The sequence below is a fragment of the Leadbetterella byssophila DSM 17132 genome, from assembly GCF_000166395.1.
In the GTDB taxonomy this organism is placed as follows: Bacteria; Bacteroidota; Bacteroidia; order Cytophagales; family Spirosomataceae; genus Leadbetterella; species Leadbetterella byssophila.
In genome coordinates, this window is record NC_014655.1 from 3746686 (window position 1) to 3760499 (window position 13814).

15 protein-coding genes are annotated in these 13814 nt (G+C 39.9%); 7 read left to right on the top strand and 8 right to left on the bottom strand.

Annotated elements, in window-relative coordinates; translation table 11 throughout:
* Positions 1-76 precede the first annotated feature (76 nt).
* The 6 genes from LBYS_RS16695 (at position 77) to LBYS_RS16720 (ending at position 7903) form a co-directional block, all read left to right on the top strand.
* A complete protein-coding gene (locus LBYS_RS16695; RefSeq protein WP_013410015.1) occupies positions 77-1033 on the top strand; it encodes an alpha-E domain-containing protein in 957 nt (318 codons plus the stop codon).
* A 12-nt stretch (positions 1034-1045) separates the two neighbouring features.
* Positions 1046-1774 carry a proteasome-type protease gene (locus LBYS_RS16700; RefSeq protein ID WP_013410016.1) on the top strand — a complete coding sequence of 243 codons (729 nt, stop codon included), beginning with the start codon at positions 1046-1048 and terminating at the stop codon, positions 1772-1774.
* Positions 1771-2616 (top strand): transglutaminase family protein, encoded by an 846-nt coding sequence (locus LBYS_RS16705; RefSeq protein ID WP_013410017.1) that lies wholly within the window; start codon positions 1771-1773, stop codon positions 2614-2616. Before LBYS_RS16700 ends, LBYS_RS16705 begins: the two co-directional genes overlap by 4 nt.
* Before the next feature lie 86 nt (positions 2617-2702).
* Positions 2703-4091 (top strand): phosphoglucosamine mutase, encoded by a 1389-nt coding sequence (glmM, locus tag LBYS_RS16710; protein ID WP_013410018.1) that lies wholly within the window; start codon positions 2703-2705, stop codon positions 4089-4091.
* 2 nt (positions 4092-4093) lie between these two features.
* Positions 4094-5071, top strand: a complete 978-nt coding sequence (locus tag LBYS_RS16715) for a glycosyltransferase family 2 protein (protein ID WP_013410019.1) — start codon at positions 4094-4096, stop codon at positions 5069-5071.
* Between the two features lie 54 nt (positions 5072-5125).
* On the top strand, positions 5126-7903 hold the full coding sequence (locus LBYS_RS16720; protein ID WP_013410020.1) for a M16 family metallopeptidase: 2778 nt from the start codon (positions 5126-5128) through the stop codon (positions 7901-7903).
* Positions 7904-7928: 25 nt separating this feature from the next.
* Here the strand turns inward: LBYS_RS16720 and LBYS_RS16725 are convergent, their stop codons facing one another.
* Genes LBYS_RS16725 through ispE form a run of 6 tightly spaced genes read right to left on the bottom strand, consistent with a single transcriptional unit; the run spans position 7929 to position 11984 of the window.
* Positions 7929-8804, bottom strand: a complete 876-nt coding sequence (locus LBYS_RS16725) for a cupin-like domain-containing protein (RefSeq protein ID WP_013410021.1) — start codon at positions 8802-8804, stop codon at positions 7929-7931.
* Positions 8805-8858: 54 nt separating this feature from the next.
* Positions 8859-9470 carry a nicotinamide riboside transporter PnuC gene (gene pnuC, locus LBYS_RS16730; protein WP_083794615.1) on the bottom strand — a complete coding sequence of 204 codons (612 nt, stop codon included), beginning with the start codon at positions 9468-9470 and terminating at the stop codon, positions 8859-8861.
* 31 nt (positions 9471-9501) lie between these two features.
* On the bottom strand, positions 9502-10017 hold the full coding sequence (locus LBYS_RS16735) for a DUF2480 family protein (RefSeq protein ID WP_013410023.1): 516 nt from the start codon (positions 10015-10017) through the stop codon (positions 9502-9504).
* Between the two features lie 27 nt (positions 10018-10044).
* Positions 10045-10839, bottom strand: a complete 795-nt coding sequence (locus LBYS_RS16740) for a hypothetical protein (protein WP_013410024.1) — start codon at positions 10837-10839, stop codon at positions 10045-10047.
* Entirely contained in the window at positions 10836-11162 is a 327-nt protein-coding gene (locus tag LBYS_RS16745; protein WP_013410025.1) for a nucleotide pyrophosphohydrolase, read from the bottom strand. Before LBYS_RS16745 ends, LBYS_RS16740 begins: the two co-directional genes overlap by 4 nt.
* Positions 11163-11165: 3 nt before the next feature.
* On the bottom strand, positions 11166-11984 hold the full coding sequence (gene ispE / locus LBYS_RS16750; protein WP_310586247.1) for a 4-(cytidine 5'-diphospho)-2-C-methyl-D-erythritol kinase: 819 nt from the start codon (positions 11982-11984) through the stop codon (positions 11166-11168).
* Positions 11985-12093: 109 nt separating this feature from the next.
* On the opposite strand from ispE, the gene rpsJ reads away from it, so the two are divergent.
* On the top strand, positions 12094-12399 hold the full coding sequence (gene rpsJ / locus LBYS_RS16755) for a 30S ribosomal protein S10 (RefSeq protein WP_013410027.1): 306 nt from the start codon (positions 12094-12096) through the stop codon (positions 12397-12399).
* A gap of 39 nt (positions 12400-12438) precedes the next feature.
* Here the strand turns inward: rpsJ and LBYS_RS16760 are convergent, their stop codons facing one another.
* Positions 12439-12861: a DUF983 domain-containing protein gene (locus tag LBYS_RS16760; protein ID WP_013410028.1), complete on the bottom strand. Its 423-nt coding sequence runs from the start codon at positions 12859-12861 to the stop codon at positions 12439-12441.
* Positions 12862-12943: 82 nt separating this feature from the next.
* Positions 12944-13780: a hypothetical protein gene (locus tag LBYS_RS16765; protein ID WP_013410029.1), complete on the bottom strand. Its 837-nt coding sequence runs from the start codon at positions 13778-13780 to the stop codon at positions 12944-12946.
* Positions 13781-13814: the final 34 nt, after the last annotated feature.

Here is a 13814-nt window from a genome sequence, read left to right on the forward strand (position 1 = left end):
GCGTAGGCTAGTCATTTCTATTGTTATATTCGTTTTTTTCAAAATTTAATTCCAAAGACAAGAATCCTTCACGGCTATGTTATCTAGGGTTGCTGATTCGGTTTACTGGATGGGTCGCTACATCGAAAGAGTAGAGAACTACGCCAGATTTATGAGTGTAAATATCAATCTGTCCTGCGATCTTCCGGAGGTTATCACTGATCATTGGCAGGTTTTACTGGAGGCCACCCAGGATAAATTCACTTATGATCAGTTCTATGCCCAGATAACAGAAGATCAGATTATAGACTTCATGACCTTTGATGCTCGAAATCCGAATTCCATTTATAGCATGTTAGGAAATGCCAGGGAGAACGTCAGGACGGTAAAGGAAGTAGTGCCAAAGGAATTTTGGGAGTCCCTCAATAAGTTTTATTTGAGATTCAAGAATTATACTTTCGAAGCGCATCATGATCTGGAAAGTATGTTAGAGTTTTATGATGGGATCAAACAACAATGTCATTTTTTAACAGGTATGCTAGATGCCTGCCTAACCCGAAACGAAGCCTATTATTTCTGGATCCTGGGGAAGTTTATTGAACGTGCAGATAAAACCTCACGTTTTCTGGATATTGGGTATTTTAAGAATGAAGAGAAATCTATGAACTCCCATGATTTCTTAATTTGGGGAGCCGTTTTAAAGTCGGTTTCCGCTTTTAATATGTACCGACAGCAGTACAAGAGTTTGAACCAAACCAATATTATAGAATTTCTTATCAAAGACAGAAGTTTTCCTAGAGCCATCTGCTTCTCATTAAAGAAGGCAGAATATGCTTTATACAAGATTTCGGGATCCCGTCCTCAAAATGGATACAGGAATAGTGCTGAAAAGCAGATATCTGAACTCAATCATAAGATAGATTTCACGGAAACTTCTGAAATCTTAGAGATGGGGCTGCATCAATTTTTGAATGATTTTCAAATCGCCAATAATAAGTTGGATGCAGAAATATATAAGATCTATTTCGATGTAAGTGGAGGCGTACAATATTAATTTTTATACTATATGACCTTTTGTTTGGGTGTAAAGACAGCAGATGGCCTAGTGGCATTGGCAGATAGAAGAATCACTTCAGGAAGTGAAGTGTCTAGTGAAAAAAAGGTTTCCATACACCAGATTCAAAACCACTCTTTGTTTATCATGACTGCCGGCTTACGGTCAGTAAGAGACAAAGCCATTACCTATTTCCAGGAGGTCCTGGAAGATGATACGGCCCAATTTGAGAAATTATATCAGGCGGTAAATTCCTTAGGGGCAAAGATCAAGAAGGTTAGGGAAGAAGATGAGGCCATATTGCTAAAATCAGGTTTGAGTTTTAACCTCTCGGCCATTATAGGAGGACAACTGGAAAAAGATAAGGAGCATAAGCTCTTCCTACTGTATCCGGAAGGGAATTGGATAGAAGTCTCTGAAGGTTCCCCTTTTATTATTATTGGAAATTCAGGTTATGGTAAACCCATCCTGTATCGCAATATGAAATATACCACTCCCCTGGATGAGGTGTTGAGATTAGGATTCTTAGCTTTTGATTCTACGAGGGTGAGTGCGAATGATGTAGATTTCCCTATTGATGTTTTACTGTATGAGAAGGACAGTTTTAATATAGTGGAACACATGTACGAAAAGCAGGATTTGGAACATATATCCTATCAATGGAATGCTTTACTTAAGAATTCTGTCCAAAAACTTCCAGTGGACTGGATTGATCCACTTTTGCGAAAAAGACAACTATGATTTTAGAGGTAATCCATAAGTTAAGCTACAGGTACAGTGAGTATGTCATACTGAACCCGCATTACTTTTATCTCACCCCCCATGTTACTCCTTATCAAAGGCTCATTCAACATGAGCTATTGGTTCTTCCCCAAGCAGATAGGCTCATCAAAAACATAGATCAGGAAGGGAATCTTCAACACATTTGTTTTGTCAATACGGAAACCCAAAGATTTGAGGTACAAAGCAAGTTTATCATTGATTCAGAGCCATTTAATACCTTTGATTTTATCTTTTTCCCTTATGAGACGGCGAAGTTGCCGTTTCGGTACCCTGAGAAATTAGCGCGTTATACAGATCTCTATTTTCAGATGGAACCCATCTCAGAGCAAGTTAGGGATTTAAGCCAAAGGTTAGTGGAGGCAAATAACTATAATACCATTGATTTTTTAATGGGTGTTACTACATATATAAGTAGGAATTTTCGTTATATCTCTCGTGAAAGGGGCGAAGCCATGAAAGCAGAAGAAACCCTCCAATTAGGTGCGGGTTCCTGCAGGGATTTTTCAGTGTTGATGATGGCCATTTGCAAGGCTCAAGGTATTGTAGCTCGCTTTGTTAGTGGATATCTTTTTGGAAGCGATAGACATGCGCATGATCTGCATGCGTGGGTAGAGGTTTTCCTGCCGGGAGGTGGGTGGAGAGGTTTTGACCCTACGGAAGGGCAGCCCGTAAATCTCAATTATATCACCTTAGCGAACTCCTTAGAACCAAGTGGAATCAATCCGGTCAGAGGTACTTTTAGAGGGGAAGGCCATGTAAATTCTGATCTCGAAACTTTAGTGTCCATTCGCTCAATGTAGACCCCTTTTGTAGGGTAAAAACATTTTAATTTTAGTGGCAACTGTGACCTTTTTTTGATTAATTTTGAACCCTAAATTCAACTCGCGTGACGTTAATTAAGTCAATATCTGGTATTAGAGGAACTATAGGTGGAAGAAGCGGAGAAGCTCTAACTCCCTTAGATGTAGTGAAGTTTACTGCTGCCTTTGCCCGAATGATTCGGACAGAAGGCAATAAGAAAGTAGTAGTGGGACGTGATGCCAGACCTTCCGGAAAAATGATCTCAGATCTCGTTTGTGCTACATTAAACGGAATGGGCATAGATGTAGTAGACTTGGGCCTGTCCACCACTCCGACCGTTGAAATGGCGGTTCCGGCAGAAGGTGCTGCAGGAGGTATCATTATCACCGCCAGTCATAATCCGGTACAGTGGAATGCATTGAAATTACTGAACGAAAAAGGTGAATTTATCTCAGCTGCTGAGGGAGAAAGACTCTTGGAACTAGTAGATAGTGAAGACTTTCAGTTTGCTGAAGTAAAGCAATTAGGAAAGTACGAAAGTAACGATTCTTATATCGATAAGCATATAGAAGCTATACTAGCTCTTCCTGCGGTAAATGTAGAAGCCATCCAAAAAGCTGAATTTAAAGTAGTGGTAGATGCAGTAAACTCCTCTGGAGGAATTGCAGTCCCAAAATTACTGAAAGCCCTTGGAGTAGTTACTGTTAAAGAATTGAACTGTGAACCTACGGGCCAGTTTGCACATAATCCGGAACCCCTTCCTGAAAACCTCAGAGCTATTTCTTCAGAAATGAAGAAAGGGGATTATGATCTAGGAATAGTAGTGGATCCTGATGTAGATAGACTTGCACTTATCTGTGAAGATGGCGAGCCTTTTGGAGAAGAATACACTTTAGTGGCTGTAGCTGATTATCTGATTGGCTTAGCAAATGAAAATAAAACTACCGTTTCTAATCTGTCCTCTACGATGGCACTGAAGGATATCACCTTACAGCAAGGAGGAGTTTATTACTCTGCGGCAGTAGGAGAGGTGAATGTGGTAGAGAAAATGAAAGAAGTGAATGCCTTGATAGGTGGAGAAGGTAATGGTGGTATCATCTATCCTGAACTCCATTACGGTAGAGATGCCTTGGTGGGGATCGCTCTGTTCCTATCTCACTTGGCTAAGTTTGATAAGCCTGTAGGATTCCTACGTAAAAAATATCCTTCCTACTTTATAGCTAAGAAAAAGATAGAATTAGAAGGCGGTATTGATGTGGATTTGATCCTTGAAAAGATCAAAGGAAAATACGCCAAATACGAGATAGACGTGCGTGATGGAGTTAAGATCCTATTTGAGAAGGAATGGGTTCATTTACGCAAGTCAAATACGGAACCTATCATTAGAATCTACGCTGAAAGTGAATTCGAAACCACAGCTGGAAACCTAGCAGATAAGATCATCAAGGACATCAAGGAGCTAATGAATTCTTGATTATGACTCCTCTGGTAAGCGTACACCTTTTGACTTATAACCACGTCACTTTCATAAGACAATCCATTGAAAGTGTAGTGGCGCAAAAAACGACTTTTCCTTTCGAAATAGTCATAGGAGACGACTGTTCTACGGATGGCACTTCTGCTATTGTAGATGAATATGCAGCTCGTTATCCTGAACTGATCAAAGTGGTACGTGGAGAAAAGAATGGAGGTCCTCAGCCTAATTCCATCCGCATTCTTGAAAACTGCCGGGGCAAGTATATGGCGGCCTTAGAAGGTGACGACTATTGGATAGATCCATATAAACTACAGAAGCAGGCAGACTTCATGGAGGCTAATCCTGATTTTTCCATTTGCTTTACAAACAGTAGAGTAGAGTTTTTTGGAGATCAGGGCGAACCCTATCAATTGAACGATGGCTTAGAAAGGGATGTCTTCGAGTTGAAAGACCTGATCGGTGAAAAAGAAATCTGGTTTATGGGGACTGCTACCCTGTTTTATACCATGAAATCCATTTTTCCGGTGCAGCCTTGGTTCCATAAAACGAAGAGCGGGGATATTCCCATGATCATGTTAGCCGCAAGATTTGGTAAAATCAAGTACCTGCCTGACGTTACCGCAGTTTACAGAAGACACCCTGCCGGAGCGAGTAATACAGATCATAAGGACGATGCCGTCTTCTTAGAAAACCGTATCATGATGTATACTCATCTCAATGAAGATACCGGTTATGCCTTTAATAAACTGTTTAAAAGGAATCTAGGTGGATGGTATTATTTGCTCCTGAACGCTAAACAATACCGCGACGATTACTTCAAGCGTTTGCAGTTAGCTATGCGTTATATTCAACTCATGTATCCAGATATTCCTCACCTCAAAGAAGTATTCAGGGATCATATTATACCTCAGTGGGTTATGAAATTGACACGTTGGTTAAGATGGAATCTGGGCTTAATCAAAAAAACAGAAGAATAGTTGAGTAAAAGTACATTGTAAAAACCTTATTTTTAAGGTTCAAAACTCTTTACAATGAAAAGACTATTTCTATTTCTGTTATTCATCCACTCCACTTTGTCTGCTCAGTTTAAAGTAGATTATGAGAAGTTTACTTTAGACAATGGCCTCACTGTCATCTTTCATGTTGATAAATCAGATCCTGTAGTAGCGGTTAATTTGACAGCCCATGTGGGGTCTGCCAGAGAAAAGGCTGGACGTACTGGCTTTGCTCACCTTTTTGAACATTTACTCTTCTTAGAATCTGAAAATCTAGGTAAAGGTGGTTTAGATAAACTATCCGCTAAAATTGGAGGATCCGGAGCGAACGGCTCTACCAGCAGAGATCGTACTAACTATTTACAGACTGTTCCGGCTGATGCCCTTGAAAAAATGCTTTGGGCTGAAGCAGATAAGTTGGGCTGGTTTATTAATACCGTTACTGAACCTGTTCTGGCTAAGGAAAAACAAGTGGTGAAAAATGAAAAGCGCCAAGGTGTAGATAATGCTCCTTACGGGCATACGAATTATGTTATAGACAAAGCTTTGTATCCTGAAGATCATCCGTATAACTGGCAAGTCATAGGTTCTTTGGAAGATTTGGATAATGCCACTCTGGAAGATGTTAAAGAATTTTTTAGGAGATGGTATGTGCCAAATAACGTGACCCTAGTTGTGGCGGGTGATTTTGATCCGTCTCAAGCGAAGCAATGGGTGCATAAGTACTTTGACGAAATAAAAAGAGGAGAAGAAATTCCAAAATTGCCCAAAAGACCGGGTGTAGTAAAAGAGATCAAAAAACTTTATCACGAAGATAACTTCGCGCGAGTACCTGCTTTGACTTATGTATGGCCAACTGTAGAGCAGTATCATCCTGATTCCTATGCTTTACGTGTATTGGCTTCTTATTTAAGCAATGGAAAAAACGCTCCTTTTTATAAGGTTTTAGTGGAACAGCACCAATTGACCTCCAGCGTTTATGCAGATCTGTATGCCTCTGAAGTAGCCGGCCAATTCAGCCTTAGTACCAGAGCTTTTGGCGGGAAGGATTTAGACGATGTGGCAAGTGCCTTTCAAGAAGCATTCGAGAAGTTTGAAAAAGAAGGGATCTCTGAGAAAGATCTGAATAGAATCAAAGCAGGTCAAGAACGTTCCTTTTACTCTTCTCTTTCCAGCGTATTGGGTAAGAGTTCATCTTTAGCTCAATACAGCATTTTTGCAGGCGATCCCGGCTTTGCTACTGAGGATATAAAGCGACTTTTAGCAGTAAGCACAGCGGATGTGAAGAGGGTTTACGAAAAGTACATCAAGGGAAAGAACTATATCGCTACCAGTTTTGTCCCCAAAGGTCAAGTGGAACTGACATTGAAGGGTTCTGTAAAAGCTGATGTAGTAGAAGAGAAGATTGTAACAGGAGCAGAGGCAAATTTTGATGCTAGCCAGTCGGCTGAATACGTTAAAACTCCTTCAAAGATAGATCGTTCGGTGGAGCCGCCTTACGGAAAAGCCCTGAATGTGCCCGTTCCTCAAGTTTGGCAAAAGGGTTTATCTAAAGGAGCGCAGGCCTATGGAATCGTGAGCACTGAGGTGCCTTTGGTTCAAATGAATATTGTACTGAAAGGGGGACAATTATTGGAAGATAAGCAAGGTGCGGCCCAACTGACCGCTGGAATGCTGATGACCGGCACGGCAAAGCGAACAGCGGCTGAATTAGAAGAAGCTATCCAACAATTAGGCTCGCAAATAGGTGTAAGCGCGGACAAGGAAGAGATTAGGGTTTCAGTAGTAAGCCTCAAAAGGAACTTTAATGCAACTCTGGATCTGGTTAAAGAGATCCTCCTTTCTCCAAGATGGGATGAAAAAGAATACCAATTGCTGAAGAGTGCTACTTTAGCACAATTAAAGCAAATGACTGGAAATCCTAACTTCTTAGCTACAAGTGAATTTGATAAGCTTATATACGGTAAGGATCATGTTCTAGCCAAAAATAGATTAGGAACAGAAGAAACCATTGGAACCATAGAGTTAAGAGATCTCAAAGCGTATTATAGTAAAGCATTCGTGCCTTCGGCAGTTCGCGTTCATGCCGTAGGTGATTTGCCTCAAGGAGATGTAGTAGCCGCTATTGAAGGAATCTTGAAAGAGTGGAAGGCCGGAACTATACAAATCCCAAATGTGCCTGAAGCCAAATCAGACGCTGTAGGGAAAATATACTTTTATGACGTTCCTGAGGCAAAGCAGTCGGTTTTAAGGATAGGAAGTTTAGCCTTGAAGGCAAACGATAAGGAATATTATCCGGCCGTAGTTTCAAACTATATACTTGGAGGAGGAGGTTTTGCCTCTCGATTAACTCAGGAATTAAGAGAAGGAAAAGGATATACTTACGGTATTAATTCAGGGTTCTTTGGTTCCAGTTTAGGCGGTTCATTTGAGATAGGATCAGGAGTGAGAACCAATGTTACAAAGGAGTCTCTTGAATCCATTTTGAGCATTTTGAAGGCTTATCCTTCTACTTTCAGTGATCAAGATCTGGAAACCACAAAAGGCTTCTTACTGAAAAGCCAGGCACGTGCTTTTGAAACAGCTTCGGCTAAGCTAGGATTCTTAGAAAATCTAAGCAAATACGGTTGGAAGCCTACGTATATCAAAGACAGAGAGAAAATAGTTCAAAACATGACCATACCTCAGATTCAAAAATTGGCTTCTCAATACATGGATCCTCAGAAGATGGTATGGGTAGTGGTAGGAGATGCAAAAACTCAATGCCCAAGGTTAAAGGAATTGGGATTCGGAGAGCCGATATTGCTGAAATAAAAAATAAGCTCAGGGAAACCTGAGCTTATACTTCAATACCTAGATTTTTATGGGTTTCAGAGATGGCCCTTTGGTTCTTTTCATCCATCCAAGCCTTTCCTTTAGTCTTTCGCATGAAATTATCAAAATATCTTTGAATAAATACGTTATATGCCGCCTTCGCTAAGAACATAGGTTTTTTAGGCAATGAACGCAAACTCATAGAGAAACTAGGAGTCATGTACTTCATATAATGCCAATACCCCTCTGGCATATAAAGCATTTCTCCGTGGTTTAATTCAGTAATAAAACCTTCCGCATATTTTAAAGCAGGGAATCTTTCAAAGTCCGGATTGTCAAAATCTATAGCTTGATGTGAGATCAAGGCATGAGGGACTTTGTACAAGTATTTAGTTTGGTCAGGATGGAAAATGATACACTGCTTCTTTCCATGGAAGTGGAAGTGTAAGATGTCTGAATAATCAATATCAAAGTGCATGAAAACCTTTGAGTTCTCGCCACCGAAGAAGAGCATAGGCAACTGCTTAACTAGGTTTAAACCTATGTCTGGCCATCTGAAGTCTTCCTTCAATTGAGGCACTTCCTTCATGATATTATACAGGAAGATTCTATATGAGCTGGGTCCTTTCTCCATGATGTCCAAATATTCAGACATCTTCATGTGTAAATGAGGCTCATTTACCTTCTGCTCATGTGTGATTGGCCTTCCGTCAAAGATGGGAACGATCTTATCTCCGGCTATCTCACGAATGTAGTTTAAATGCCACTTTTCATATGCTGGCCAGTCTTCAGTTAATTTCTCAATGACAACTGGCTTTTGAGGGATGAAATAGTTTTTTACAAAATCTTCTTTACTGATTTTGCTAACTCTTTCAATTGGTTTAAGATTTAATTTGTTCATAGCAGTCGTAAGATTTATGCTGGGGTTTTTCCAACAAACGACAAATGTAATTTCTTATTTTTTAACTTCATAATACTTGAACTTTTTCGTCCAGTCTATGGCGCCATAAGTTGCTATGAAGCAAAATACGAAGTACAGTAAGGCATATAGCTTGATCTCTTTTTGGTAGTAAATAACAGTACTAACCATATCTATAAGAAGCCACATCCACCAGGTCTCCACCTTCTTTCTCATCATTAAGAATGTGGTAGCAATGCTGGCTGTTAGAACAAATGAATCCGCATAGGGGAAGGCACTCGGAAGATAAAATAGTTTGGGAAACCATTCATGTAAATTAGAAGCAAATCTACCCATCATAAAAGTAGCTAATACTATACCTAATAGGAATGGGAAGTAGAGTTTAGGATTTATGCGAGTGATTTGCAGTTCATGATTGGCATTGGCTTGGTCTTCTTTCGGAAATTTCCACATGTAAAAGCCTATCATATTGGTTATAAAGAAGAAGACCTGCAAAAACATATCAGGATAAAGCTGGGATAAGTAAAACATCCTGAATGCCAAACAAACATTTAGCAAACCTACTATCCAGGACCAAACATTTTCTTTTGCAGATAGCCAAACAGCCAGTCCCCCGGTAACTGTAGCCCAGAACTCTATATGGCTCATTTCATACCCGAATAAGGTAAATATGGTAGAATCAAGCACGAGGTTTCTGTTTAAATAATGGAACAGTACTGCAAGGCTCTCCGAACATCAAACTCCTCACCCTTGGCTTTAAATGGGATACCAAATCCATGTAGACGGCAGTTGGAATGTTTTTATCGGAACAGCCTTTCACCACCACGCGCGCATCTTGATATTCGTTCCAATCTATATGATCAAAAAGGTCTCTGTATAAGCTGATATCTAGATCTTCTAAACTGCCAAATACTACCTTTTTAGCATATGGTTCTAAGTGAATACCTAATAGCATATATGCCCAAAGAGGTACTATGGCGTCTTCGCTGCAATAAACGGCTACGAAGGTGTCTTGATATTGCGACCAATCGTGCTCCTTTAAGAAGGCTCTAAAATCTTTTTCCTTCAGTATCATGCCCATAAACAGATTGTCCTTGATGTCATAGGCTACTCTTTTTCCTTCAGGATACCATTCTTCCAGGTCTAAGGTGACTAATCCACTTTGAGCTACTTTATTAACTATTGCGTCTTCCACAGTCCTTTGTTTTTATTCTAATAACAATTATACTAAGGTCATAGTTTGTTTAAATGCCACTTTTGCCACCTTCTGAAGATATAGGAGACGAATAAAGATAAGGGCTATAACATGAATCTGCTGTAATATTAATAAAATAGGGGTAGGGAAATGGAGATATTGGGTAAGTAGCAGATAGATCAAGCCAGTACATAGAATCAGTAGTCCAAAGCTCAAAGCATATCCCCAGGCTGGGATGGAAGAACTGAGAATCTTAAACGCTCCTTTTAGAGCTTTCCCGAAATTCTTATGTTGAATCCACAGAAATCGACTATAATCCCAAACCAGCCTGAGATAGGCGGAGGCCAAACCCAGGAATACTATAGGGAGAGCATAGCTTAAGGTTCCTGAGCGGTGATGGGTAGCTAACTTGGGGAAGATTTGGAGAGATATTACTGCCAAAATAAAGAGGACAGTAAAAAAGCATAATAGGATAAGTCCTAATCCTACGAAGGGGAAGAACTTTCTCTTAGATTGAATCAAAAATCTCTGAATGCTGAATTTTTCGTAGGCTATAGCATCCATATACCCTCCTGAAAAGAAGGTCTGCAAGAGTAAGTTAATGACAAAAAAAAGAAATACACTTGTGATAAATTCAGGCCATTGTGGATCTAATATCCTTATGGCCTCGCTAAAGGTCTGAAAGTCGAAATTCTCAAGAAGAGGTTGTAATCCAAGTGTGTTTCCTGCTAAAGGCAAAAAGGTTTTATAGATCCAATACCCCAAGCCGATATGACTTAGAAAAGATAAGATGTAGAGCCAAAATGCCAGACGCTTAATCATTGTAGTTTAGGGTTATTTTTATGTCTGTCTTTATCTCTTAAGGTTTTCTTTTTCAGGTTCTTCTTTAAGGCCTCTTCTAAGTCAATGCCCGTTTGGTTTGCTAAGCAGATCAATACAAAAAGTACATCGGCTATTTCATCTCCCAGATCTTTGGCTTTGTCTTCCGGTTTTTCCGACTGCTCCCCATATCTCCTAGCCATGATCCGGGCTACTTCGCCCACTTCCTCCATGAGCATGGCGGTATTGGTCAGTTCATTAAAGTATCGAACACCTAGGGTTTTAATCCATTCGTCAATTATTCTTTGTGCTTCTTTGATTTCCATAATTTAGTCTAATTTTCCTTGCCAAACGATGAAATCTGGAAAGGAGAGGGTAAGGGTTTCCGAAAAAATACCGTACACTGTGGAGCCACTTCCGGTCATGCTGGCATATAGGGCTCCTTTAGCGTATAACTCGTCTTTGATTTCACCTATTAGGGGATATTTTTTGACAATTCCCGCCTCAAAATCATTTTTTACCGCATCACGCCAGTGTTCAATTGGGGTATTTTCCAGAACATCTTTCAGTGGAGTGGGGGATGGGGTTGGTATTACGCCTGAATACGCTTCTGCAGTAGAAACATGAATTTCAGGATTTACCATGACGATGTACTTTCCACTTAAAGAAACAGTTGTTTCCCGGAAGATATTACCTTTCTCTAAACATATCATGGGTCGGTTTTCAATAAAGAAAGGGCAGTCGCTACCTAATCTGGAGGCCAATTCCAACAAGGATTCCTTTTGGTATCCCAATTCTAACACCTCATTGATTAGATTCAGTGCAAAGGCCCCGTTAGACGAACCTCCTCCTATACCTGCCCCCATAGGTAGAATCTTATGGAGATGTATTTCTACGGCTTTATCAGTGGGCTTGATAAGATTCCAAGCTTTGTAAATAAGATTGTTTTCCTGGGATCCAGGTATGGGTAGACCTGTACAGTGGAAACTAAAGGTGGAGGCTGGTACTACTTCTAAAATATCCGACCAGGAAACGGGGTAGAATAGGGATTCTATGTTGTGATACCCGTCCGGGCGCTTTTCTAAAATGTTTAATCCAATGTTAATCTTGGCGTTAGAGAACCCTAGCATGCACAAAGTTTTCTTCAAAAATCCTGAAAGTTTTTACATTACGCAAAATAATCTCTAATTTTGTGGCCCTGTTCGGAGTAAATGGTTCTTTCGATCAGGTATTTATCACTTAAACTAATTGAACCAAATGTCACAAAAAATCAGAATCAAGCTGAAATCCTTTGACCATAGTCTTGTGGATAATTCAGCAGAGAAAATCGTGAAGGCTGTAAAGTCTACAGGAGCTACAGTAAGTGGTCCTATTCCACTTCCTACTCGTATTGAGAAGTTTACTGTACTTCGTTCTCCTCACGTTTCTAAGAAATCCAGAGAGCAGTTTCAGTTGAGTACTTACAAAAGACTCATAGACATCTTCTCTGCTAGTCCTAAGACAGTAGATGCTTTGATGAAATTGGAATTGCCTGCAGGTGTTGACGTTGAAATCAAGGTTTAACCCTTGTAAAAAAGGTATCTGTTTTCAGATACCTTTTTGTTATTTTCCAATATTGACTTCTGTTTTTAAGAGCTCCAGATTTTTAAAATCCTTTACTTTCGGATCGTATTTGATTAAAGCATTCACCCACAATGACCGGGCAAATCTAAAGATAACCCCATTCATAAAGAAGGTCAAGAGCAGATAAGTCACACCAAAGTGCACCCATCCATAAGATTCTTTGAAGAACAAGATATATATCAATAAGGTGGTAACAAAAAGGGCTATGTTTAATGCGTAGGATACGTACATGGAGCCATAGAAATAACCTAATTCCTTCTCATACTTCAATCCGCAGTGCGTGCAGTATTTTTTCATTTGATAGGTTTTCTTCCCAATAGGAAAATAACTCTTATCTGTAAATAATTCTCCTTCTCCACATCTAGGACACTTCTCTGTTAAAGCGAACTTTATTTTTCCCATGAACTTTATATAGGTTTATACTACAAAGGTACAAATTTTAGAGGGCCTTTAACTTACATATTTTTCCAAAAAAGATGTAAAATTATTCCCTGTGGAAGTGGCAAAGCGCATCAATAGGTTTCTGTACTACCTTGCTCAACTTTAATCCATAGTGTGCAAAAGATTCTCCTAAGAGGTCAGAATAGTGATACGCTATGGAACCTACACACCCTATAGCTGAGGAGTTTGCTTGGGGATACTTGATCAAGTACTTTTCTATAAAGGCATGGAAAGAGGAAAGAATCAGCTCTTTGCACCAATTATCTCCTTGATTCTGATGTAAAAAAATGCTATACTGAGCGAAGTATCTATTGGGTTTTTCCTGTTTATAGGCATGATCAAGGATCTCTAAACGGTCTTTAGCCCCATAAATTTCTTCAAAACGGCTTCGGATAGGAAGTGGCATTTCTTTGTGAAGATAGGCCAGGACCAAAGATTTGCCCAGATGACCTCCAGAGCCTTCATCTCCTAGCCAAAAACCTAGAGGAGGAATCTGGAATGAAATGCCTGTACCGTCCCAATAGCAGCTATTAGAGCCTGTGCCTAAAATGCAAGCTATGCCATTTGAATTTCCAAACAGAGATCTGGCTGCGGCAATGACATCCGAGTAAGTATATACATGACAATTCTCCCCTAGTATACTTTGTACACCGGATTGAATGATGCTACCCTTTTGGGCATCAGTAATTCCCGTGCCATAAAAATGAACTTCCCGTATAGGTTCTGATGTTAAAAGAGAGGTGTGGGGAAGGAGTTCTTTTTTGATGTCCTCACTCGTAATAAAGTAGGGATTTAATCCTATGGTTTCAAAGGAATGTTCTTCTTTACCCAATATTCTCCAGTCTGTTTTCGTGGATCCACTTTCTGCAACTAATATCATCTGGGATTTTGGGATTTAAAGGTGTACATTTGCA